Annotated in this window: 18 protein-coding genes; 13 read left to right on the top strand and 5 right to left on the bottom strand. The window is 70.0% G+C overall.

Annotated features, from left to right (window positions below):
- Positions 1-38 precede the first annotated feature (38 nt).
- The 8 genes from EBN03_RS24700 to EBN03_RS24665 all read left to right on the top strand — a co-directional run bounded on the left by EBN03_RS24700 (position 39) and on the right by EBN03_RS24665 (position 6784).
- On the top strand, positions 39-989 hold the full coding sequence (locus EBN03_RS24700) for an LmeA family phospholipid-binding protein (RefSeq protein WP_233608608.1): 951 nt from the start codon (positions 39-41) through the stop codon (positions 987-989).
- Positions 986-1426 carry a thioredoxin family protein gene (locus EBN03_RS24695; protein ID WP_122190521.1) on the top strand — a complete coding sequence of 147 codons (441 nt, stop codon included), beginning with the start codon at positions 986-988 and terminating at the stop codon, positions 1424-1426. The genes EBN03_RS24700 and EBN03_RS24695 overlap by 4 nt, the downstream gene beginning before the upstream one ends.
- A gap of 277 nt (positions 1427-1703) precedes the next feature.
- Positions 1704-2186: a DUF4395 domain-containing protein gene (locus tag EBN03_RS24690; protein ID WP_122190520.1), complete on the top strand. Its 483-nt coding sequence runs from the start codon at positions 1704-1706 to the stop codon at positions 2184-2186.
- Positions 2187-2254: 68 nt separating this feature from the next.
- The gene (locus EBN03_RS24685) at positions 2255-3088 is read left to right on the top strand and encodes a sulfurtransferase (RefSeq protein WP_122190519.1); all 834 of its coding nucleotides are present in this window, start codon (positions 2255-2257) and stop codon (positions 3086-3088) included.
- A 5-nt stretch (positions 3089-3093) separates the two neighbouring features.
- Complete coding sequence (locus EBN03_RS24680) at positions 3094-3399, top strand: DUF1416 domain-containing protein (protein WP_122190518.1); 306 nt, start codon at positions 3094-3096, stop codon at positions 3397-3399.
- Between the two features lie 177 nt (positions 3400-3576).
- Entirely contained in the window at positions 3577-4314 is a 738-nt protein-coding gene (locus EBN03_RS24675; RefSeq protein ID WP_122190517.1) for an FABP family protein, read from the top strand.
- Between the two features lie 214 nt (positions 4315-4528).
- A complete protein-coding gene (locus EBN03_RS24670; protein ID WP_199742952.1) occupies positions 4529-5035 on the top strand; it encodes a protein-tyrosine phosphatase family protein in 507 nt (168 codons plus the stop codon).
- Positions 5036-5110: 75 nt separating this feature from the next.
- Positions 5111-6784 carry an FUSC family protein gene (locus tag EBN03_RS24665; RefSeq protein ID WP_147471687.1) on the top strand — a complete coding sequence of 558 codons (1674 nt, stop codon included), beginning with the start codon at positions 5111-5113 and terminating at the stop codon, positions 6782-6784.
- A gap of 229 nt (positions 6785-7013) precedes the next feature.
- Here EBN03_RS24665 and EBN03_RS35875 read toward each other — a convergent pair whose 3' ends face one another.
- The 4 genes from EBN03_RS35875 to EBN03_RS24640 form a co-directional block, all read right to left on the bottom strand.
- Positions 7014-11702, bottom strand: a complete 4689-nt coding sequence (locus EBN03_RS35875; RefSeq protein WP_407671230.1) for an ATP-binding cassette domain-containing protein — start codon at positions 11700-11702, stop codon at positions 7014-7016.
- A gap of 44 nt (positions 11703-11746) precedes the next feature.
- Complete coding sequence (gene cydB / locus EBN03_RS24650; RefSeq protein ID WP_122190514.1) at positions 11747-12805, bottom strand: cytochrome d ubiquinol oxidase subunit II; 1059 nt, start codon at positions 12803-12805, stop codon at positions 11747-11749.
- A gap of 11 nt (positions 12806-12816) precedes the next feature.
- A complete protein-coding gene (locus EBN03_RS24645; RefSeq protein ID WP_122190513.1) occupies positions 12817-14277 on the bottom strand; it encodes a cytochrome ubiquinol oxidase subunit I in 1461 nt (486 codons plus the stop codon).
- Between the two features lie 117 nt (positions 14278-14394).
- Positions 14395-15309 carry an aminodeoxychorismate lyase gene (locus EBN03_RS24640; RefSeq protein WP_122190512.1) on the bottom strand — a complete coding sequence of 305 codons (915 nt, stop codon included), beginning with the start codon at positions 15307-15309 and terminating at the stop codon, positions 14395-14397.
- Between the two features lie 185 nt (positions 15310-15494).
- Between EBN03_RS24640 and ygfZ the strand changes: the two genes are divergently transcribed.
- The 5 genes from ygfZ (at position 15495) to EBN03_RS24620 (ending at position 18754) form a co-directional block, all read left to right on the top strand.
- A complete protein-coding gene (gene ygfZ / locus EBN03_RS24635; protein WP_407671235.1) occupies positions 15495-16607 on the top strand; it encodes a CAF17-like 4Fe-4S cluster assembly/insertion protein YgfZ in 1113 nt (370 codons plus the stop codon).
- Positions 16604-17281, top strand: a complete 678-nt coding sequence (locus tag EBN03_RS24630; RefSeq protein WP_122190510.1) for an MOSC domain-containing protein — start codon at positions 16604-16606, stop codon at positions 17279-17281. The genes ygfZ and EBN03_RS24630 overlap by 4 nt, the downstream gene beginning before the upstream one ends.
- A complete protein-coding gene (locus tag EBN03_RS35610; RefSeq protein WP_267899308.1) occupies positions 17278-17406 on the top strand; it encodes a hypothetical protein in 129 nt (42 codons plus the stop codon). Before EBN03_RS24630 ends, EBN03_RS35610 begins: the two co-directional genes overlap by 4 nt.
- Complete coding sequence (locus EBN03_RS24625; protein WP_122190509.1) at positions 17403-18374, top strand: asparaginase; 972 nt, start codon at positions 17403-17405, stop codon at positions 18372-18374. Before EBN03_RS35610 ends, EBN03_RS24625 begins: the two co-directional genes overlap by 4 nt.
- A 164-nt stretch (positions 18375-18538) precedes the next feature.
- Positions 18539-18754, top strand: a complete 216-nt coding sequence (locus tag EBN03_RS24620; protein WP_122190508.1) for a DUF3073 domain-containing protein — start codon at positions 18539-18541, stop codon at positions 18752-18754.
- Positions 18755-18928: 174 nt separating this feature from the next.
- On the opposite strand, the gene purM is transcribed toward EBN03_RS24620, so the two are convergent.
- Positions 18929-20047 (bottom strand): phosphoribosylformylglycinamidine cyclo-ligase, encoded by a 1119-nt coding sequence (purM, locus tag EBN03_RS24615; protein ID WP_233608607.1) that lies wholly within the window; start codon positions 20045-20047, stop codon positions 18929-18931.
- Positions 20048-20061 lie beyond the last annotated feature (14 nt).

Below are 20061 nucleotides of genomic sequence, written 5' to 3'. Positions count from 1 at the left end.
CGTTCGTCACCCGAGGTGGGAACAGATATCGTGCCCCTATGGGTAACTCACCGGGCACGCCCACCAGCCGGCCCGTTCCGAGCCGTGACCCCGGTGTCGACGCCGGGGTGCCGACCGACGGCGCGACCGGGACGCTCGGTGCGGACATGGTCGCCGGTGACCCCGCCGGCCGGACCAAACCTCGGTTCACCCGCCGGACCGTGCTGATCGCCCTGCTGCTGGTGGTCGGGCTGGCGGTAGTGAGCGATTTCACCGCCGCCGCGTTCACCGAGTACCGGATGTCGCGGGCGCTGCGGGTGGACACCCAGCTCGACGCCGACCCGGGCGTCACCGTGGAGGACGGCTGGCGGTCGTTCCTGGTGCAAGCGCTCGGTGACCGGTTCAAGAAGGTGCGTATCGGCGCCCGCATGATGCGGCCGGACATCCCGGGCCAGATCGCGCTCGAAGCGGACCTCTACGGCGTCCACCTGTCCTGGCGGGACCTCAACAGCGGCAATATCCGCGCGGTCCCGGTCGACCGGGTGGTGAGCACCATGACCATCCAGCCGACCGAGCTGAGCCGGATCTTCGGCATCGCGGACCTGTCGGTGAACACCCCGGCCGGTGACAAGTCCGACGGGTCCGGCGGATCGGGTGGATCCGGTACCACCACGTCCGGCCCGCTGGTCCTGACCGGCAGTATCCCGCTCGAAGGCGAGACCAAGCCCACCACCACGGTCAGTGTGTACGCCGACCTTTTGCTCGACGGTGATCAGGTCCGGATCGTGGCCACCGGCCAAGCCGACGCCGCCGACAAGCATCAGAAGGCGGTCACCGTGCCGCCCGCCGAGGAACCGAACGTGTTCGCCCGGTTCACCCGCACCATCGACACTCGGAACATGCCGTTCGGGGTGCGCCCGGAGACCGTGCGGGCGCGCGGCGGCGATATCACCGTCACCGGCAACGCCGACCACACCACCGTCGATCTGAATCGGTTCGCCCGCTCATGACTCCACTTCTGCTCGCGGCGGTATTCCTGGTGGCGGCGACCGCGGCCGGGTTGTTGCTGCGCCGCCGCAACGGCCGGATCCGGCCCAGCGATCCCGCGAAATCGGCCCGCGCTTCCCTGCTCGCGGGTGCCGGGGTCGGCGCCGGAGTGCCGGTGGTGCTGCACTTCTCGGCGACCTGGTGCGGTCCCTGTGCCGCGGTGCGGCGCGTGGTCGCGGCGGTGACCGCCGACCTCGCCGACAGTCCCGCGCCGCCGCTGGACGTGGAACTCGACATCGACGCCGAGCCCGATCTGGCAAGGGAACTGAACGTGCTGTCGCTGCCGACCACGTTCGTGTTCGACGGTGCCGGGCAGGAGCGCTTCCGCATTTCCGGTGTTCCGAAGGCTGCCGAGCTGCGGTCGGCGCTGTCCCCGCTCGCGGACCGAAAAGCGGCGTGATCACCGTCGCGGTGGACCCGGGGTCCTATTCCCGGCACGAACCGGGTAAACTTCTCGACGTGCAAACCTGCCGAGAGCTGATGCTCACCCGACGCCGCACAGTAGACCTGTGCCGCCTCGGCGGTTGTTGCTGCCTGTGCCGGTAGCCGGTCGGCCTTTCCGCGTCTTCTCGCGCCGACCGGTTGATGGCGCCCGCTGAACCTCTTACTCAGCGCTACGCCCGACGTCCGACCGACATTCCGTCTGATCGAAGTCCATTCGCGCAGGAGCTCGCACCATGTCCGAAACCACCGATACCACCCGGCCTGTGTCGCCCGGTCCGTCCGGCCAGGTCGATATTCGCGGTCCCCGATTCGCCGCCTGGATCACCACCGCGGCGCTGGTCCTCGTCCTGATCGCCGCCACCTTCTCGACCGCGCTGGCGGCCGTGCTGCTGGCGTTGCAGGCGCTGGCGTTCGCGCTGGGCGCGCTGACCGGCCCGCGGCGCAGCCCGTACGGCCGGTTGTACGGCACCCTCGTGGCGCCGCGGCTGTCGCCGCCCAGCGAGCTGGAACCCGTCGCTCCGCTGCGGTTCGCCCAGCTGGTCGGCCTGATCTTCGCGGTCGGGGGCCTGATGGGCTTCCTGGCCGGCAGCGCGCCGATCGGCTCGGTGTTCACCGGGTTCGCTCTGTTCGCCGCTTTCCTCAACGCGGCCTTCGGCATCTGCCTGGGCTGCGAGCTGTATCCGCTGATCCAGCGGCTCACCCCCAAGACCGCCTGACAACTTCTCCACCCCCGCCCTCCCAGGCGGGACATGCTCCCCCGCAAGGTTCATACGAAAGGAACAACATGGCTCGCGCCGATGTCCTGGTCTCCGCAGACTGGGTCGAAGAGAACCTCAACACCCCCGGCGTCGTCATTGTCGAGGTCGACGAGGACACCTCCGCCTACGAGACGGGTCACATCCCCAACGCCATCCGGCTCGACTGGAAGAAGGACCTGCAGGACCAGGTCCGTCGCGACTTCGTGAACCGGGAGCAGTTCTCCGAGCTGCTGTCGCAGCGGGGCATCGGCAACGACGACACCGTCGTGCTGTACGGCGGCAACAACAACTGGTTCGCCGCCTACGCCTACTGGTACTTCAAGCTGTACGGCCACCAGGACGTGAAGCTGCTCGACGGTGGCCGCAAGAAGTGGGAGCTGGACGGCCGTGAGCTGTCCCGTGACGCCGTGGTGCGCCCGGCCACCTCCTACAAGGCCTCCGAGCAGGACCTGTCGATCCGCGCCTTCCGCGACGAGGTGATCGACGCCATCAACGTCAAGAACCTGGTCGACGTGCGTTCGCCCGACGAGTTCTCCGGCAAGATCCTGGCCCCGGCCCACCTGCCGCAGGAGCAGAGCCAGCGTCCCGGCCACATCCCCTCGGCGATCAACGTGCCGTGGAGCAAGGCCGCGAACGAGGACGGCACCTTCAAGTCCGACGCCGAGCTCGCCGAGCTGTACAAGGACGCGGGCCTGGACGGCTCGAAGGAGACCATCGCCTACTGCCGCATCGGTGAGCGTTCCTCGCACACCTGGTTCGTGCTGCAGGAGCTGCTGGGCCACCAGAACGTCAAGAACTACGACGGGAGCTGGACCGAGTACGGCTCCCTCGTCGGTGCACCGATCGAATTGGGAGCGTAATCAATATGTGTGCTGCACCTACCCAGGGTCAGGCCCTGCCCGCCAACGTCGACGTGGAGAAGGAGACGGTCATCACCGGCCGTGTCCTGGACGCCGACGGCAACACCGTCGGTGGCGCGTTCGTCCGCCTGCTGGACGGCGCCGGTGAGTTCACCGCCGAGGTCGTGGCGTCGGGTACCGGTGACTTCCGGTTCTTCGCCGCGCCCGGCACCTGGACGCTGCGGGCGCTGTCCGCGTCCGGTAACGGCACCTCGACCGTGACGCCCGAGGGCGCCGGCATCCACAATGTGGACGTGACCGTCGCCAAGTAGGCGATACCGCGTGTGACGAAAACGGCTCCGGGACAACCCGGGGCCGTTTTCGTATTCCGGTCGACGGCTCGCTAGACTGCGGATCGTGGTCGCAACTTTCGAGATTCTGCTGGTTCTCTGCTCGGCGCTGATCGCCTGGTTCGGTCTGTACGTCCTGTACCGGCTGTTCACCGAGTCGTGAGCCCGTCGGGAGAGCACGACAAGCAGTCCACCAACGGCACTTCCCAGGGGAGTGCCGCGGACGCCGCGGAACCGGCTTTCGAAGCCCAGTCCGCCTCCGGCCCCGCCGCCGCGCGCCGCAGTGGTGACCAGGCGGTCGCCGACGCTGCCGAGCGCGCCCGCGAAACGGCCGGCCGCAATATCGAGCAGCTTCCCGATCTCCCCCTGCCCGACGACACCGCGAACCTGCGGCTCGGGCCGGACCTGAATCCCGCCTTGCTGGCGCTGCTGCCGCTGGTCGGTGTGTGGCGCGGTGAGGGCGAGGGCAACGACCCCGAGCGCGGGGACTACCACTTCGGGCAGCAGATCATCGTCTCGCACGACGGTGGCGACTATCTGGCCTGGAACTCGCGTTCCTGGAGTCTCGACGCCGATGGCAACTACGACGGCCCGGACCTGCGCGAGAGCGGGTTCTGGCGGGTCGGCACCGATGCCGACGACGAGGTCATCGAGCTGCTGCTGACCCACAGTTCGGGTGTGGTGGAGCTGTTCTACGGCACGGCGCTGTCGCAGTCGTCGTGGGAACTGGCCACCGATGTGGTGATCCGCAGCCAGTCCGGTGTGGTGGTCGGCGGCGCCAAGCGCCTCTACGGCATCGTGGAGGGCGGCGACCTCGGTTACGTCGAGGAGCGGGTGGCCGCCGACGGTGCCCTGCAGCCGCGGCTGTCCGCGCGCCTCCAGCGCTACATCGGCTAGGAGCTCCCCCGCTCCGACGTTGTGGCAGCCGGGTGCGGTCGCTCGTCGAACACGAGAATCGTTGCGGCGCTTTGCCGTTGGCTTCCGTTTCGCCATGGTTCCCGGGAAGTTCTCAGCATCGACCTGTCCCTTTCGACCGTTTAGGCCGGTAGGCTGGCAGGTCGAACATCGTGGGACACGTCCACCGCGTGGCGGCGGACCGGGAGGCATGGCAGTGAGCACCTGGACCAGCGGCCCGGGCGTACCGTTCGCCGAAACAGGTTGGGACGAGATCGCTTCCGGGTTGTGGATGGGCGGGCATCAGCGCAAAGGGACCGGCGGTGGCCTGGTTCCGGTGCTGGTCGGCTCCGAATTCGATGTGGTGATCAGCCTGTATCAGCAGGCCGGGCACGGGCCGGCGCCCGAGGTCGAACATCATGTGGCGCTGATGCCGGACGGCCCGCTGACCACCCGACAGATCGACCGGGTTCGCGAGCTCGCGGGGATCGCGGCCACCGCCATCCACGGCGGGCGCCGGGTTCTCGTGCGTTGCTACGCCGGGTACAACCGGTCGGGGCTGGTCGCCGGGCAGACCCTCATCCAGCTGGGCCACACCCCGAAGGACGCGATCGACCGGATCCGCGCCCGCCGCTCCCCCTGGGCGCTGCACAACCGGCTGTTCGTCGACTATCTGACCAGCGGGCTGGACCTGGCCCGGCTGCTGACCGACCTGCGGGACTAGGAACCACAGCGCGGGTTGCGCGCGGAACCTGTGCGTCACCGATCGGTGCATACCGGGTTGTGCTGCAATCGAGTGGTGTCATCGGACCGGATCAACGGCGAGCCGTCATTTCCGTCCGCAGCCCACACGTTGCCGGCGCGGTTGCGGCGGCGGCAGGTGCTGTGGCGGCTCGCGGGACCGCCCCGATATGCCGCGGCGACGCGGGCCGGGCTGGCGTTGGGGATTCCGGCGATGCTGGCGTATGCGCTCGGGTTCCGGCACGAGGCGCTGATCGTCGCGCTCGGCACGTTCGCGGCGTTCTACGGGGAGGGCCGGCCGTACCGGATGCGCGGGCGGCTGATCGCGACCGTGGGCCTGGTCCTGATCGGTGTGGTGGCGCTGGGGGCGGTGACCGCGCGGGTGCTGCCGGTGGGATCGCCGTCCGGGCGGATCCTGGAGATCACTGTGCTGGCCGCGGTGGCGGGGGTCAGCACCTATGTCGCCGACGCGGTAGGGCTGCCACCGCCGGGCTCGTACTTCATCGTGCTGGGTTGCGGTGCGGCACTTGTGATGTCGTCCGGCGGGATGCCGGTGCGGTCGATCGTGCCGGCGACCGCGGCGGGTGTGCTGTCCAGCGTGATCGTCGGCCTGGTGCCGGCCCTGATCGACCGGCGTAAACCGGAACGGTCCGCGGTAGGCGCGGCGGCACGCGCGGTCGCCGCGTACCAGGCGGCCGGAGCCGGGCGGCCGCATCCGGTGACCGAACGGCGCGCGGCGGCGGAGGCGATCTGGGCCGCGTGGGCGGCCGTCCACGACGCGGGGTTGTCGGCGAAGTCGGCGCTGGTCGTCCAGCTGATGGTGGCGCATCGCGACTTCACCCACACCACCGACCGCACGGGCGCGGGCCCCGACCAGCGGGTGATGGCGGATCCCGGTCACCTGCCCATGGCCCGGCCGACGCTGCGGCAGCGCCTGCGCTGGTCGTGGGCGCCGGCCTCGCACGCCACCGTGACCGCGGTACGGGTCACCGTCGCGGCCGTGGCCGCCGCGACGATCGCGACGCTGCTGGGTCTGGGCCGGCCCGACTGGGCGCTGCTGGCCGCGACCCTCGTCCTCAACATGGGCCCGGATCGGCCGCGCGGGGTCGTGCGGGCGCTGCAACGGTTCGGCGGAACCGCCTTGGGGCTGGTGCTGCTGGGCGGTCTGGAGTGGCTGTCACCCAGCGGTGTGGCGCTGATTCTCGTGCTCGTCACCCTGCAGTTCCTGGTCGAACTGTTCGTCGCCGGCAACTACGGACTGGCGGTCGTCTTCATCACGCCGCTCGCACTGCTGCTCGGTGGGCCGGGGGCACACAGCTCGGTGCCGCGGCTGCTCGGGGAACGCATGGCCGAGACCACGATCGGGGTCGTGACAGCGGTCGTCGTCCTGTGGGTGGTGCTGCCGCACGCCCACCGCGCCACCCTCGCCCTGATCCAGCGCCGGGTCGCCGACACGACAGCGGAACTGCTGGCCGCGCTGCGCGCCGATCCCGCGTCGAACGACACCTGGGCGCTGCGCCGCCTGCTGCGCTTCGAACTCGCCGGCCTGGCGCGCAGCAGTGTCACCGCCGCCCACGACGACCGGGACTGGGCGCGGGCCAACGGTGATACGGCGGCCGCGCTCGAACATGTCGGGTTCGGTGTGCTGGCCGAATGCTGGTCGATACCCGACGGCGGACAGCTGCCGAATCCGCAGCGGTGGGAGAGAGCGTTGCGCGCGGCCGTCGAATGACCGTCCCGAGAACGCAGGCAGCCCCCGAGCCTTACCGCGAAAATCGCGGTCCCGGTTGGACTTACACCGGGGGCTCGGGGGCCGGGTGACTGCTGGAATTCGCCGCGTTCCCACGCGGACGGCTATCCGTCTGCTGCGAGAACGCTAGCGGACAGCCACCTCACAAGTCCTATGAACATACATTCTTCGAACCACCTCCTTTCCGTGTACGGACAAAGGTAGTCCCCGGTCAGCGGGCGGGCAACGGATTTTCGCGCTGGGCAAAGACGCTGGTCACGGCGCTGCCCGCCGGGCCGGGGGCGATGGTGACGCGACCGTCCGCGGCCACGGTTACGACGGTGTCGGCGCGGTGGTCCGCGGGCAGCTGGTGGGTCACCACCACCACGGTGCGGTCGGCGTCGATCAGGCCGCTGTCCCGATCGAGCAGGGCCCGCAGGAGTTCGGCTCCGGCGGCGGCCTCCAGATGTTCGGTGGGCTCGTCGAGCAGCACAACGCGGGCCGGGGCGACGAGCGCGCGAGCCAGCAGGATCCGCCTGCGCTGACCGCCCGACACCGCGGCCGCGCCTCCGGTCAGCTCGGTCCGGACACCGTCGGTCAGCGAGTCGAGCCAGGGCCCGGCGCCGACGGCGCGCAGCGCGCCCTCCGCCTCGGCCTCGGTCAGATCGGGCCGCGCGACCCGCAGGTTCTCCAGCACGGAGGTGGAGAAGAGGTGGGCGTCTTCGGCGAAGAAGGTGGTGTCGGTGCGTGGGGTGCCGGTCAGGCCGGCCCATTCGGTCAGCAGGGTGGTCTTGCCGGCACCGCTGGGACCGATCACGACGATGCGGTGGCCCGCAGGCATGGGCGTGAATGCACGCTGCGTCGGCTCGGCCGCTTCGGCTTCGGCGCGGAAGGCCGTGAAGCGGCGCACGGCGGCTCGGGCACGGGTCAATGATTGTGCGGCAGCGGGTAGTACGGCGACTGCCTCGAACGACGACAGCGGAACGAGCACCAGCACCGCCAAAGCCATCGGGGTGATTCCGCCGGACAGCACCCCGGGCAGATCAGCAGTCGAGGCTCCGGTTCCATTGCCGTACAACAGAATTCCGGCGACCAGCGCCGCGAACACCGACGCGCCGATCGACACCGGCAGCGCCGCCGCGGCCCAGGCACCCGGGCGAGCGGCCCGGTCCTCGGCTGCCACCGCCCGCTGAGCGGCGGCGCGGGCGGTGTCCACGGCGGCGTCGAGGCGACCGGCGACCCGCAATTCCGGTGCGTGGTCGAGCACGGTGAGTGATTCGGCAGCGAATTCGATCCGGTCCGCCCGGATCGCAGACTCCGCCGCCCGCGCCGAACGGGCCGACAACCAAGGCGCGGCAACCCCGCTCACCAGCAGCGCGACCGCCAGCACCGCGGCCGCGGGCAGCGAGATCGCAAGCAGCACACCGACCGCCGCCACGGACAGGATCAACGCCACAGCCACCGGGACTACCGCACGCACCACGACCGCACCGAGATCGTCTATGTCGGTACCGATCCGGGTCAGCAGGTCCCCGCGCCGCATGGCACTGTTCGAATCGCCCTCGGGAGCGGCTGCTGGGCTAGCCGGTGCCGACCCCACCACGGGAACGGCTACCGAATCGACCGGCACCGAACCCGCTACAGGCACAGCCACCGAAACCGCCGACACCGAACCCGCTACGGGCACAGCCACCGAAACCGCCGGTATCGAACCCGCTACGGGCACAGCCACCGAAACCGCCGACACCGAACCCGCTACGGGCACAGCCACCGAAACCGCCGGTATCGAACCCGCTACGGGCACAGCCACCGAAACCGCCGGTATCGATTCCTGCACGGGTACGGCCGCTGGGTCGGCCGGTGTGCCCGCTGCCCGGCGCACCGAGCCGTACCCGGCGTTCGCCAGCACCGATCCCTCCACGGGTGCGGCAACCGAATCCGCCGGTGTCGAATCCGGCATACGCGGGGCCGTTGGGTCGGCCGGTGTGCCGGCTGCCCGGCGCAACGAGCGGTACCCGACATTCGCCAGCACCGTATACACCGCCACCCGAGCCGAAGTCATGGCCCGCAACGCCACGTCATGTGTGGCCAGCCGCTCCACATACCGGAACACCGCGCGCGAAATACCCAGCGCCCGAACCCCGACCGCGGCCACGCTCAGGTACAGCACCGGCGGCATCTCCCACGCCCGCGCGATCAACCAGGCCGCGACCGCCGCCAACGCCAGGCCACTGCCCAGCGCCAGCGTCCCCCACCCGACCGACGCAGCGGCACGCCACCGCGGCACCCGCAGCAAACCGGCCAACTGTCGCAGCTCATCCCGCAACCCGGAAGCGCTCGAGCGTGCGCCCACCGGCTCGACGCCGCCCGCGCGTGCCAGCGAATTTCCTCCCGAATGGGTGCCGCGCTCGAGACCGGTGCCAGCCGGTATCCCACGAAACCTGTTCGCCGCGACAGCTTCACCACGTTCCGAACCGACCGATGCTCGTTGCTCGGTACCGGCCGCGCGGACGGGTCCCGAACCGTGCGAGCCCACCGGCTGCGAACTGCCGCCGTGGCTGCGACCGGAACCGGCCGCGTTCGGCAGGCCCGATTCGGCGGTATCGCCGAAGTCCGTGCAGTCCTCTTGCCCTGCGGTCCGCTGCGATTTCGGGCTCCGGGCAGCAGAGTCAGACCCGTTCGCATACAACGCATTCGGAATGTCCAGGTGATCGCGCCCCGGCGATTCCGATTGCGCGGCATCAGTTTCGGCCGGCCACAGGGGGGTCGGACTTGCCGCGACCGGACCGGAACCGTGCGCGCGAGCCAGGTTCGGATTCGCTGAACGCGCTCGTTGCGAAACCGCACCCGGCAGCGAGCTGCACTCGACCGGACTCGGATTCGCCGGCTCCACGGGGCCGCAGTCCCGATCGACCGGTCTGCCGTCACCGATCGTCACGACTCGATCCGCCCGCACCAGGATCGAAGGCCGGTGTGCGACTACGACGACCACCGATCCCGCCCGCGCCCGGGCGACCAGCGAGTCGAGAACCGTTGCCTCAGTGGCCGCGTCGAGGTGGGCGGTCGGCTCGTCGAGCAACAGCACCGGGCGGTCGGCGGCCAGTACGCGAGTCAGCGCCAGGCGCTGGCGCTCCCCGAGCGACAGACCGTGTCCACCCGGCCCGACGATCGTGTCCCAGCCGTCTGGCAGGTCCGCGAGAACGTCATCGAATCCCGTTGCGGTACAGGCGGCCTCCAACGCCGCCCCCGAGCGCACCCCGAACAGCTCCAAGTTCGCCCGCAAGGTCCCCGGCAGCAATACCGGGCGCTGCGGCAGCCAGACGACTCGATCCCACCACCACGACTCACCCACGACCGGCCCACCGCCCACCGTGACGCGTCCGGCGTCGGCGCGGATCAGCCCCAGAATCGCCAGCAGCGCAGTGGATTTCCCGCACCCGTTCGCCCCCGCCAGCACCGTCAGCCGCCCGGCCGCGAATTCCGCCGTGAGCCCGTCAGGTGCGGCTCCGCCACGCCCCAGCACCGTCAGCCCGTCGATCCGGATGTCCCCGACCATGTCTCGGGCTGCCGGTACCCCCGCCCAGCACTCGCTCGCGAGAGCCTGCGGCGTCGGGCTATTCGCCCGGCGCTCGCTCCTACCGGGCTGCGGCATCGGGCTACCCGCCGGGCACTCGCTCCTACCGGCCTGCGGCATCCGGCTACTCACCCGGCACTCGCTCCTACCGGCCTGCGGCATCGGGCTACCCACCGGGACGCACTGCGGTCTGCCCGACCCGGAGTTCGGTGGGGCCGAGAATGATTCGTTGCCCTCATGATCCGACTCGAGCACAACGGACGTGCGTTCAGGAGAATCGATTCCACTCACGGCGCCGGCGGAATCCCTCGGCACCGGGCGCAATCCGGGATCCAACACGGCGAAAGCCCGTTCCGCAGCCGCGATTCCGTCCTGGGCGGCGTGGAACCGCTCCCCCAGCTGGCGTAGCGGCAGATAGACCTCCGGGGCCAGGATCAGGGCCACCAACCCCGGGTAGAGCGCCATGTGGCCGAAAACGAGGCGCATGCCGACGGATACGGCTACCAGGGCCACGCACAGGGTGGCGAGGAGTTCGAGGGTCGCGGCGGAGAGAAACGCCATACGGAGGGCGGACATGGTGCGGTGGTGGAGGTTCTCGCTGAGGGCTCGGACGCGGCCGCGCATGGTCGGGCCCGCGTTGCCGGTCTCCGCTTCGGCGCGGCCGAGCATGCCGCCGACAGGTCGATCCCCGGTTTCCCGGCCGAGCGCACGCAGGGTGGGCATCCCCGCGAACAGGTCGAGGACCTGGTCGGTGAGCCGGGTGGTCGCGGTCAAGGTGGCGGCCGATCGGCCCTGAGTGACCAGGCCGATGAGGATCATGAAGGCCGGTACCAGCGGCAGGGTGAGGGCGATGATCAGCCCGGATGCCGGGTCGTGCACCGCGATCACCAGCAGGACGGTCGGGGGCGCGGCCACGGCGAGGAGCAAGGCCGGGAGGTAACCGGCGAGGTAGGCGCGCAGGCCGGCGAGGCCGCTGGTGACCAGGACCGCGAGTTCCGCACGGCGAGTATCGAGTTCACGCGGGCCGAGCCGGGCGCCGGCGGACAGGACGGCGGTCTCGAGTTCGGTGACCACGGACGCGCCGGCGCGATGCGCCAGGCGGGCCTGCCACCAGGTCGCCACGCCGCGTCCCGCGACGGCCGCCGCCAGCACCGTCAAGGTGGCGGTCCAGGCGCCGAGGGTGCGGCGGGCCGGGTCGGTGATCACCCCGGCCAGCACGCTCGCGACGGCGAGCGCCGCCACGATCACGCAGACCGTGGTGACCAGCGAGGTCAGCACGCTGACCGCGAGATATTTCCGGGCCGAACGAGCATGCCGCCACAACCGCGGGTCGACGGGCCGAGCCATTGTCGATCAACTCCTCCACACCGGGCCGGGCCCGGCGAGCAGCACTACACGGACGGCACCAGCGGCAGGCCGGTGGGTTCGGGGATCTGCTCGACCGTGATGCGCTTGCTGAACACCCAGTACGTCCAGCCCTGGTAGAGCAGCACCACCGGAACCATTGCCACCGCGACCCAGCTCATCACGGTGAGCGTGTAGTGGGTGGAGCTGGCCGCGACCGTGGTGTGACCGTCGATGATGCGGCCGTCGACGGTCAGGCCGAAAGCCGGATCGATCGTGGACGGCATCACGAAGGGGAACAGCGAACCGAACAGCAGCACCGACACCGAGCCGATGGTCAGCGCGGTTCCGAGGAAGGCCACCAGGTCGCGGCCCACGGTGATAGCGGCCGCCGCCACCGCCAGGCAGATCACGGCCAGCAGCAACGGGATCCAGGTCCAGCCCTTGCCGTAGGAGACCTGCGTCCACAGCCCGAACACCGCCGCGACCGCGACGGTCGGCAGCAGCAGTCCCTTGGACAGCCGGTTGGCGTCGAGCCGCACCGAACCGCCGGTCTTCAGGGTGACGAACACGGCGCCGTGCAGCAGGAACAGCAGCAGGGACGCGAGCGCGCCGAGCAGCGTGTACGGCGAGACGACTCCCCACAGCCCGCCTTCCATGTGCCGGTGCCCGTTCAGCCGGACGCCGTGCACCAGCGCCGCGAACGCCAGCCCCCAGGCGGCGGCCGGAACGAACGAGCCGAATCCGATGGCGGTGTCGCACACCAGCCGCCAGCGCGGGTCGTCGATCTTGCCGCGCACCTCGATGGCCACGCCGCGCACGATGAGCGCCACCAGGATGAGCAGCAGCGCGAGGTAGAAGCCGGAGAACAGGCTGGCGTACCACTCGGGGAAGGCCGCGAACAGGGCACCGCCGGCGGTGACCAGCCAGGTCTCGTTGCCGTCCCAGACCGGGCCGATGGTGTTGAGTACGGCGCGGCGTCGTTTCTCGTCGCCGCGGCCGAGGACCGGCATGAGCACCCCGACGCCGTAGTCGAAGCCTTCGAGGACGAAGTAGCCGGTGAACAGCACGGCGATCAGCACGAACCAGAAAACCTGCAGTGACATGACCGGACTCCTCAGTACGCGAACGACAGTTGTTCGACGGCGGTGTCGTCGCCCGCGGCGGCGCCGGCGGCCGCGGGTGCTTCGGGCCCGTGTTCGGTGTAGCGCTTCATCAGGTAGAACCACACGACCGCGAGCGCGCCGTACAGCAGGGTGAACACGATCAGCGACAACCACACGGTCCCTGCGGTATTCGCCGATACCGCCTGGGCGACGGTGAGATGGATGCCGGGGTCGCCGGTCGGGTTTGGCGCGACTACCCAAGGCTGGCGGCCCATTTCGGTGAACACCCAGCCGGCGCTGTTGCCCAGGAACGGGGTCGGGATCATGAGCAGGCTGAGGATCGCGAACCAGCGCGCCTTGGGAACCCGGCGTTTGCTCGTCATATAGAAGCCGACGGCGGCGAGCAGCAGCGATCCGGCGAGCCAGGTGATCATGGCGCGGAAGGTCCAGTAGGTGACGAACAGGTTGGGCTGGTAATTGCCTGGCCCGTAACGCAATTCGTTGGCGGCTTGAATGTTCTTGACGCCCTGCAAGGTGACGCCGGAGAACTTGCCCTCGGCCAGGAACGGCAGCACGTAGGGCACCTTGATCACGTGGGTGACGCTGTCGCAGTTGTTGTGCGTCCCGACCGTGAGCACCGAGAAGTCGGGGTCGGTTTCGGTGTGGCACAACGATTCCGCGGAGGCCATCTTCATGGGCTGCTGTTTGAACATCAGCTTACCCTGGATATCACCGGTGACGGCGATGACGACGGTCGACAGCACGATCATCCACAGTCCGAGCCGGACCGCGGGCCGCCACATGCCGGACGCGTCGTCGACGGCGCCGGGGTCGCTCGAGTTCGCCGAGCGGACCATCCACCAGCCGCCGATGCCGGCGACGAACGTGCCGGCGGTGAGCAGTGCGCCCAAGGCGACGTGTGGAAAGGCCGCCAGCGCAGTCACATTGGTGAGAACCGACCAGATCGAGTCGAGTTCGGCGCGCCCGGTGTCGGCGTTGTAGTGGGCGCCGACGGGGTGCTGCATCCACGAGTTGGCGGCGATGATGAAGTAGGCGGAGGCGTTGACGCCGACGGCGACCAGCCAGATCGTGGCCAGGTGCACGAGTTTCGGCAGCCGGGTCCAGCCGAACACCCACAGGCCCAGGAACGTCGCCTCCAGGAAGAAGGCGACCAGTGCTTCCATGGCGAGCGGGGCGCCGAACACGTCGCCGACGAAGCGGGAGTATTCGCTCCAGTTCATCCCGAACTGGAATTCCTGGACCAGTCCGGTGACCACCCCGAGCGCGAAGTTGATCATGAACAGTTTGCCGAAGAACTTCGTCAGCCGGTACCAAGCCTGGTTCCCGGTGACCGTCCAGACGGTCTGCATGATCGCCACCAGGGGCGCCAGACCGATGGTCAGCGGGACGAAAATGAAGTGATAGACGGTGGTGATACCGAACTGCCACCGAGACACATCGACGACGCTCACCTGGCCTCCTCGCCCGATCTACTACGGATCGTAGTAAGACTAACGCCGCACCAGCCGCCGGATGACGAGACCCGGATCACACAAATCTGGCACCGACCCTAGCGCCGCGGGTCTCAGCTACCAGTCAGTGACACTCCACTCCCGCGCGATTCCCCGGTCGACCAGCGCGGGGATCTCGGCGGCGCTCTCCGGCAGCGAATAACGCAACCCGTCCAGCCGGTTCACTCGTGCCGCCAACGTCACACTCGACAGCAGCCAGATACTGTCCGCCGTAATCAGATCCGCGGTGAAGAACGATTCGTAGCGGCAGTCCCAGCCCGCCCGCTCGGCCTCCGCGAACAACGCCCGCTGGGTGATCCCCGGCAGCACCCCGCTCCGCGCGGGCGGCGTGATCAGCGTCTTGCCACGCTGGATCACCACCGACGACCGCGGACCCTCCAGCACCCGATGCTCGGTACTGGTGAAGATCGCGTCGTCGGCGCCCATCCGGGCCGCGAACCGCAACGCCGCCATATTCGTCGCGTAGGAGAGCGTCTTGGCGCCCAGCAACAGCCACGGCGCGGTATCGGCCACCTGATCGGACAGTCCGCGCGCCAACGTGATCACCGAGATGCCGTCGGCCCGCGCCGCCGCCACCCGTTCCGGCACCGGCGTCACCAGGACGTAGCCGGTCGTATCCGGTTGCGGCCCAGCCAGATCACCCTTCCCCGCCGGCCCGGAGGGATGGGCGCCGTCGCGGCCGCGCGTGCAGATCATGCGCAACACGCCCTCGCGGTCGCCACCCCAGGCGTCGGCGGCCACCTCGACCGCGAACCGCCACGCGTCGAGATCGGGAGCCGGAAGTTCGAGGGCCGCGGCCGACCGGGCCAAGCGGGCCAGATGTAACTCGAGCGCACACGCCGAACCGCCGCGCAACAGCACGGTTTCGAAGATCCCGTCCCCCCGCAGCGCGCCGATATCGTCGGCGTACAGCAGTGGCGCCTCCGCGTCACGCACCTCCGCGTCCAGCGTCACCAGCACTCGATCAGCCATTACCTCAGCCTAGGTGAGCCGGTCGGTCGGATGCCTCCTCCGAACAGGCAGCTTGCTCGTATGCGCCATCCGCCGATTCGGGGTTTGAGCGAGGTTCGCGTGGATCGCCGGGGCACGGCAATCCGGACGCCCGGTCCCCGACAGCAGCGCGAGCGGGCGGTGTTGCCTACAGTGGAGGCGTGCCCGTGGATCTTGTGCCCAGCCCGCTGCTAGCCGTTCCGGGGGCCGTCGCCGGTGTGCCGGAAGGCCCGGACGCGGCCGTGGCCTGGCATTACGGGGATCCCTTCGTCGAACAGCGCGCCGCGGCGCAGGACGCGGCGATCATCGACCGCTCGCATCGGTTCGTCCTCACGATCACCGGCGCCGAACGGCTGACCTGGCTGCACACCATCTCCAGCCAGCACATCGCCGAACTCGGCGACGGCCGCTCCGCCGAGAACCTCGACCTCGACCTCAACGGGCGGGTGCTCAACCACTTCGTCCTCACCGACCTCGCCGGCACCACCTGGATCGACACCGAGGCCGAGCGCGGCCCCGGACTCCTCGACTTCCTGCGCAAGATGGTGTTCTGGGCCGACGCGAAACCCGAAGCCGCCCCGGACTTCGCGGTGCTCACCCTGATCGGCCCGAAGGCCGCCGCCGTCCTGTCCGCCCTCGGCGTCGACACCGTCCCCGATGTCTACGAGGCCGTGCCGCTGCCGGGCACGAACGGGTTCGTGCGCCGCATGCCGTGGCCCACCGCCGACTCCTTCGATCTGATCGTCCCCCGCGCCGAACTCGCCCGGTGGTGGGAGCGCGGCACCGCCGCCGGCGCCCGCCCGGCCGGGCTGTGGGCGTTCGAGGCGCTGCGGGTGGCGGCGCTGCGGCCCCGGATCGGCATCGACACCGACGACCGGACCATTCCGCAGGAAGCCCGCTGGATCGGCGATATCGGCGCGCACGGCGCGGTACACCTGAACAAGGGTTGCTACCGCGGCCAGGAGACCGTCGCCCGGGTGCACAACCTCGGGAAGCCGCCGCGCCACCTGGTCTTGCTGCACCTCGACGGCTCCGCCGACTCCCGCCCGGCCACCGGCGACCCGGTCACCGCCGGCGGCCGCGCGGTCGGCCGGCTCGGCACCGTGATCGACCACTTCGAATTGGGCCCGATCGCACTGGCATTGATCAAACGGACGATCCCCGCCGACACCCAGCTGGAAGCCGGGCCCATGGCCGCGGCCATCGATCCGGCGTCGGTCCCGGCCGACGACGAGCCGCAGGCCGGTCGGGCCGCCGTCGACCGGTTGCGCGGGCGATGACCGCGACCGTCGGGCGGGTCCTCGCGGTCTGCGTGGTCCACGCCGAACTCGAGCTGCCGCCCACCGTAGGCAAGGTGGGCCGGACCGCGATCGACAAGCGGCCGCGGCCGGGCCGGATCCCGGTCGGGCCGCTCGGCCTGGCCGGCGACTACGTCTGCAACACCGTCGATCACGGCGGCGTCCACCAGGCCGTGTACGCCTACGCCGACGAGGACGCCGCGAGCTGGGGTGCCCGGCTGAACCGGGAACTGCCCGCGGGCTGGTTCGGGGAGAACCTCCGGATCAGCGGGCTTCCCGTCAGCGACGCCGTGATCGGGGAACGCTGGGTCGTCGGCGACACCGTGCTGGAGGTGAGCGCGCCGCGCGTCCCGTGCGCGACGTTCCAGTTCCACGCCGGTGAGCAGTACTGGGTCAAGCGGTTCACCCAGCAGGCCGATACCGGCGCCTACCTGCGTGTCCTGGTCGAGGGTTCGATCGGGGCGGGCGATTCGGTGGTCGTCGACCATCGCCCGGCGCACGGGGTCACGGTCCGCGATCTGTTCACCGGCACCGACCCCGACCGGCTGCAGCTGCTGGCCGCGACCGAGCCGACGATCTCCGACGACGTGCGCATGCAGATCGAGCGCCATGCGAAGCGCCGGGCCCGAGTGAGCGCCGGCGAGGTGGAAGCGTGACACGGATTCGAGGGGGTGCGCTGGTGCGTGAGCGAACCGGGCGAGTGCCGGGCACCGAGGTCGCCACGGTGCGCGAGCGAACCCGGCGGCGCGGGACCGAGCCGAGCGGCGAGGTGCGGCTGTGAGTGTGGAACTGGTCGAGGTGGTGCGGTCCGGGGTGCGCGAGTGCGTGCACCGCGGGTCGGTGGTGATTCTGGGCGCCGGCGGCGAGCCCGAATTGGCCCTCGGCACAGTGCATCTGCCGATCTTCCCGCGCTCGACCAACAAGCCGCTGCAGGCGGTCACCCTGCTGCGGCACGGTTTCGACCCGGTCGACGACGCCGAACTGGCCATCGCCACCGCCTCGCATTTCGGCGAACCCGACCAGATCGCGCTGGTCCGCCGCCTGCTCGACCGTTACGGCTTCGACGAGGACCAGCTGGGCTGCCCGCCGGATCTACCGTTCGACGAGCGGGCGCGCGCCGAGGTGCTGGCCGGCCACGACCGGGCAAGCGCGTCCCGGCGGATCTACATGAACTGTTCCGGCAAGCACGCCGCCATGCTCGCGACCTGCGTGATCAACGGCTGGCCGCTCACGGACTACCTGGATCCGGCGCATCCGCTGCAGCAGGCGGTCACCGCGACCGTGGCCGATCTGACCGGGGAGCCGGAGACCGAGCTGGGCATCGACGGCTGCGGACTGCCGATCGTGCCGGTGGCGCTGGTGAATCTGGCCCGCGCCTACGCCCGGCTGGTCACGGCTGAGCCGGGGACGCCCGAACGCCGGGTCGCCGACGCGATCCGCGCGCATCCGCGAGTGATTTCCGGCACGGACGGACCCGATCTGCTCACCATGTCCACGACCCCCGGACTGCTGTGCAAGATCGGCGCGGACGGTGTCCACGCCGGTGCGCTGCCCGACGGACGCGCCTTCGCGTACAAGATCGACGACGGCCACGACCGTGCGCGGATGCCCTTGACGCAGGCGATTCTGCAGCGGATGGGGGTCGAGTGGACCGATGCGCACGCCGAATTGGCGGCCCAGCCGGTGCTCGGCGGCGGCGGCCGGGTGGGCGTGATCCGGACGATCCCGGGCGCCCTGGCCCCCGGCTGACTTTCGGGCGAAGTCCCGGCAAACAGTCGCGGTTGCGGAGTCAATCGACACTCGCGGAAGCAAGACGGCCGGACACACGCTAAAGTGTCTGTCAGGAAGAGTTTAATTCGAACGGGGCCGCCAACCACCCCAGGCCGCCCCGCAGTGACGCGAGGGGGTCAGCCATGGGCCGTGGCCGGGCTAAGGCAAAGCAGACCAAGGTTGCGCGCGAGCTGAAGTACAGCTCGACGCCGACCGACTTCGCGAGCCTTCAGCGCGAGCTGTCGGGACCAGCGCACGAATCGCCGTTCGGCGGCCGTGTGATGTCCGATGAGCAGGACGCGAAAGACTCGCTGCCGCGCTGGAGCGACGACGACTATGACGACGACTGGCGCGGCTGACTCTGTCATATCGGATGCTCTCGAGGGGAAGGCCTGAGGCCTTCCCCTCAAAACGTCGTTCCCGGGTAGATGACGACCGGGCCCGGATTCGAATTCCAGCCGCGATCCGATATCCGAAAATGCTGATGCCCCGATCATTTCGATCGGGGCATCAGCAATTCGGCTGTGCGCGGGTCAGAACCGCGGGTGGTCACCCAGCAGCACGACACGGTCGGCGTCGGCGTCCTTGGCCTTCTTGACGGTTCCCAGTGTCCAGCAATTGATGTGGCGGGCGGTCAGCACCGCCAGCGCCCGGTCGGCGTCCTCGGGCGCGACGATCGCGACCATGCCGACGCCCATGTTGAACGTCTTCTCCATCTCGGCCCGCTCGACCCGGCCGCGCTGCGCGATCAGCTTGAACACCGGCGCCGGGTTCCAGGTGCCACGGTCCAGCTCGGCGACGAGGCCGGTGGGCAGCACGCGCGCCAGGTTGGCCGCGAGCCCGCCGCCGGTGACGTGGGAGAAGGTCCGCACGTCGGTCTCGGCGACCAGGGCCAGGCAGTCCTTGGCGTAGATCTTGGTGGGCTCGAGCAGTTCCTCGCCCAGGGTGCGGCCGAACTCCTCGACGTGGCCGGTCAGCGACATCCGGTCGATGTCGAGCAGCACGTGGCGGGCCAGGCTGTAGCCGTTGGAGTGCAGACCCGACGAACCCATGGCGATGACCACGTCACCGGGGCGCACCCGGTCCGGGCCCAGCACCGCGTCGGCCTCGACCACGCCGACACCGGTCGCGGACAGGTCGTAGTCGTCGGCGCCCATCAGGCCCGGGTGCTCGGCGGTCTCGCCACCGAGCAGCGCGCAACCGGCCTGGACACAGCCGTCGGCGATGCCGCCCACGATCTCGGCGACGCGCTCGGGCACGACCTTGCCGACTGCGATGTAGTCCTGCAGGAACAGCGGCTCGGCGCCACAGACCACCAGGTCGTCGACGACCATGGCGACCAGGTCCAGGCCGACCGTGTCGTGCTTGTCCATCGCCTGCGCGACCGCGATCTTGGTGCCGACGCCGTCGGTGGAGGCGGCCAGCAGCGGCTCGCGGTAACCGCCCTTCAGCGCGAACAGACCGGCGAAACCGCCGAGCCCGCCCTGCACCTCGGGCCGGCCGGCCTTCTTGGCCAGTGGCGCGAACAGTTCCACCGCGCGGTCACCGGCTTCGATGCTCACGCCGGCGGCGGCGTAGGACGCTCGGCCGGGGGCGGCGACCTGGCTGTCGCTGTCGGTCACACCGGCACCACTCGGGGTCTGCTCAGTCATTGTCGGGGAAAGCT

Source organism: Nocardia stercoris (assembly GCF_003696265.1).
Classification (GTDB): domain Bacteria; phylum Actinomycetota; class Actinomycetes; order Mycobacteriales; family Mycobacteriaceae; genus Nocardia; species Nocardia stercoris.
The sequence above is the reverse complement of the archived record's forward strand: the minus strand, read 5'-3'. Positions and strand labels throughout refer to the sequence as shown.

Excerpts from the sequence above, each read along its gene's own strand:
- EBN03_RS24700 (WP_233608608.1), top strand. The coding sequence starts at position 39 with ATGGGTAACTCACCGGGCACGCCCACCAGCCGGCCCGTTCCGAGCCGT.
- EBN03_RS24695 (WP_122190521.1), top strand. The coding sequence starts at position 986 with ATGACTCCACTTCTGCTCGCGGCGGTATTCCTGGTGGCGGCGACCGCG.
- EBN03_RS24690 (WP_122190520.1), top strand. The coding sequence starts at position 1,704 with ATGTCCGAAACCACCGATACCACCCGGCCTGTGTCGCCCGGTCCGTCC.
- EBN03_RS24685 (WP_122190519.1), top strand. The coding sequence starts at position 2,255 with ATGGCTCGCGCCGATGTCCTGGTCTCCGCAGACTGGGTCGAAGAGAAC.
- EBN03_RS24680 (WP_122190518.1), top strand. The coding sequence starts at position 3,094 with ATGTGTGCTGCACCTACCCAGGGTCAGGCCCTGCCCGCCAACGTCGAC.
- EBN03_RS35875 (WP_407671230.1), bottom strand. The coding sequence starts at position 11,702 with ATGGCTCGGCCCGTCGACCCGCGGTTGTGGCGGCATGCTCGTTCGGCC.
- cydB (WP_122190514.1), bottom strand. The coding sequence starts at position 12,805 with ATGTCACTGCAGGTTTTCTGGTTCGTGCTGATCGCCGTGCTGTTCACC.
- EBN03_RS24640 (WP_122190512.1), bottom strand. The coding sequence starts at position 15,309 with ATGGCTGATCGAGTGCTGGTGACGCTGGACGCGGAGGTGCGTGACGCG.
- EBN03_RS24630 (WP_122190510.1), top strand. The coding sequence starts at position 16,604 with ATGACCGCGACCGTCGGGCGGGTCCTCGCGGTCTGCGTGGTCCACGCC.
- EBN03_RS24620 (WP_122190508.1), top strand. The coding sequence starts at position 18,539 with ATGGGCCGTGGCCGGGCTAAGGCAAAGCAGACCAAGGTTGCGCGCGAG.
- purM (WP_233608607.1), bottom strand. The coding sequence starts at position 20,047 with ATGACTGAGCAGACCCCGAGTGGTGCCGGTGTGACCGACAGCGACAGC.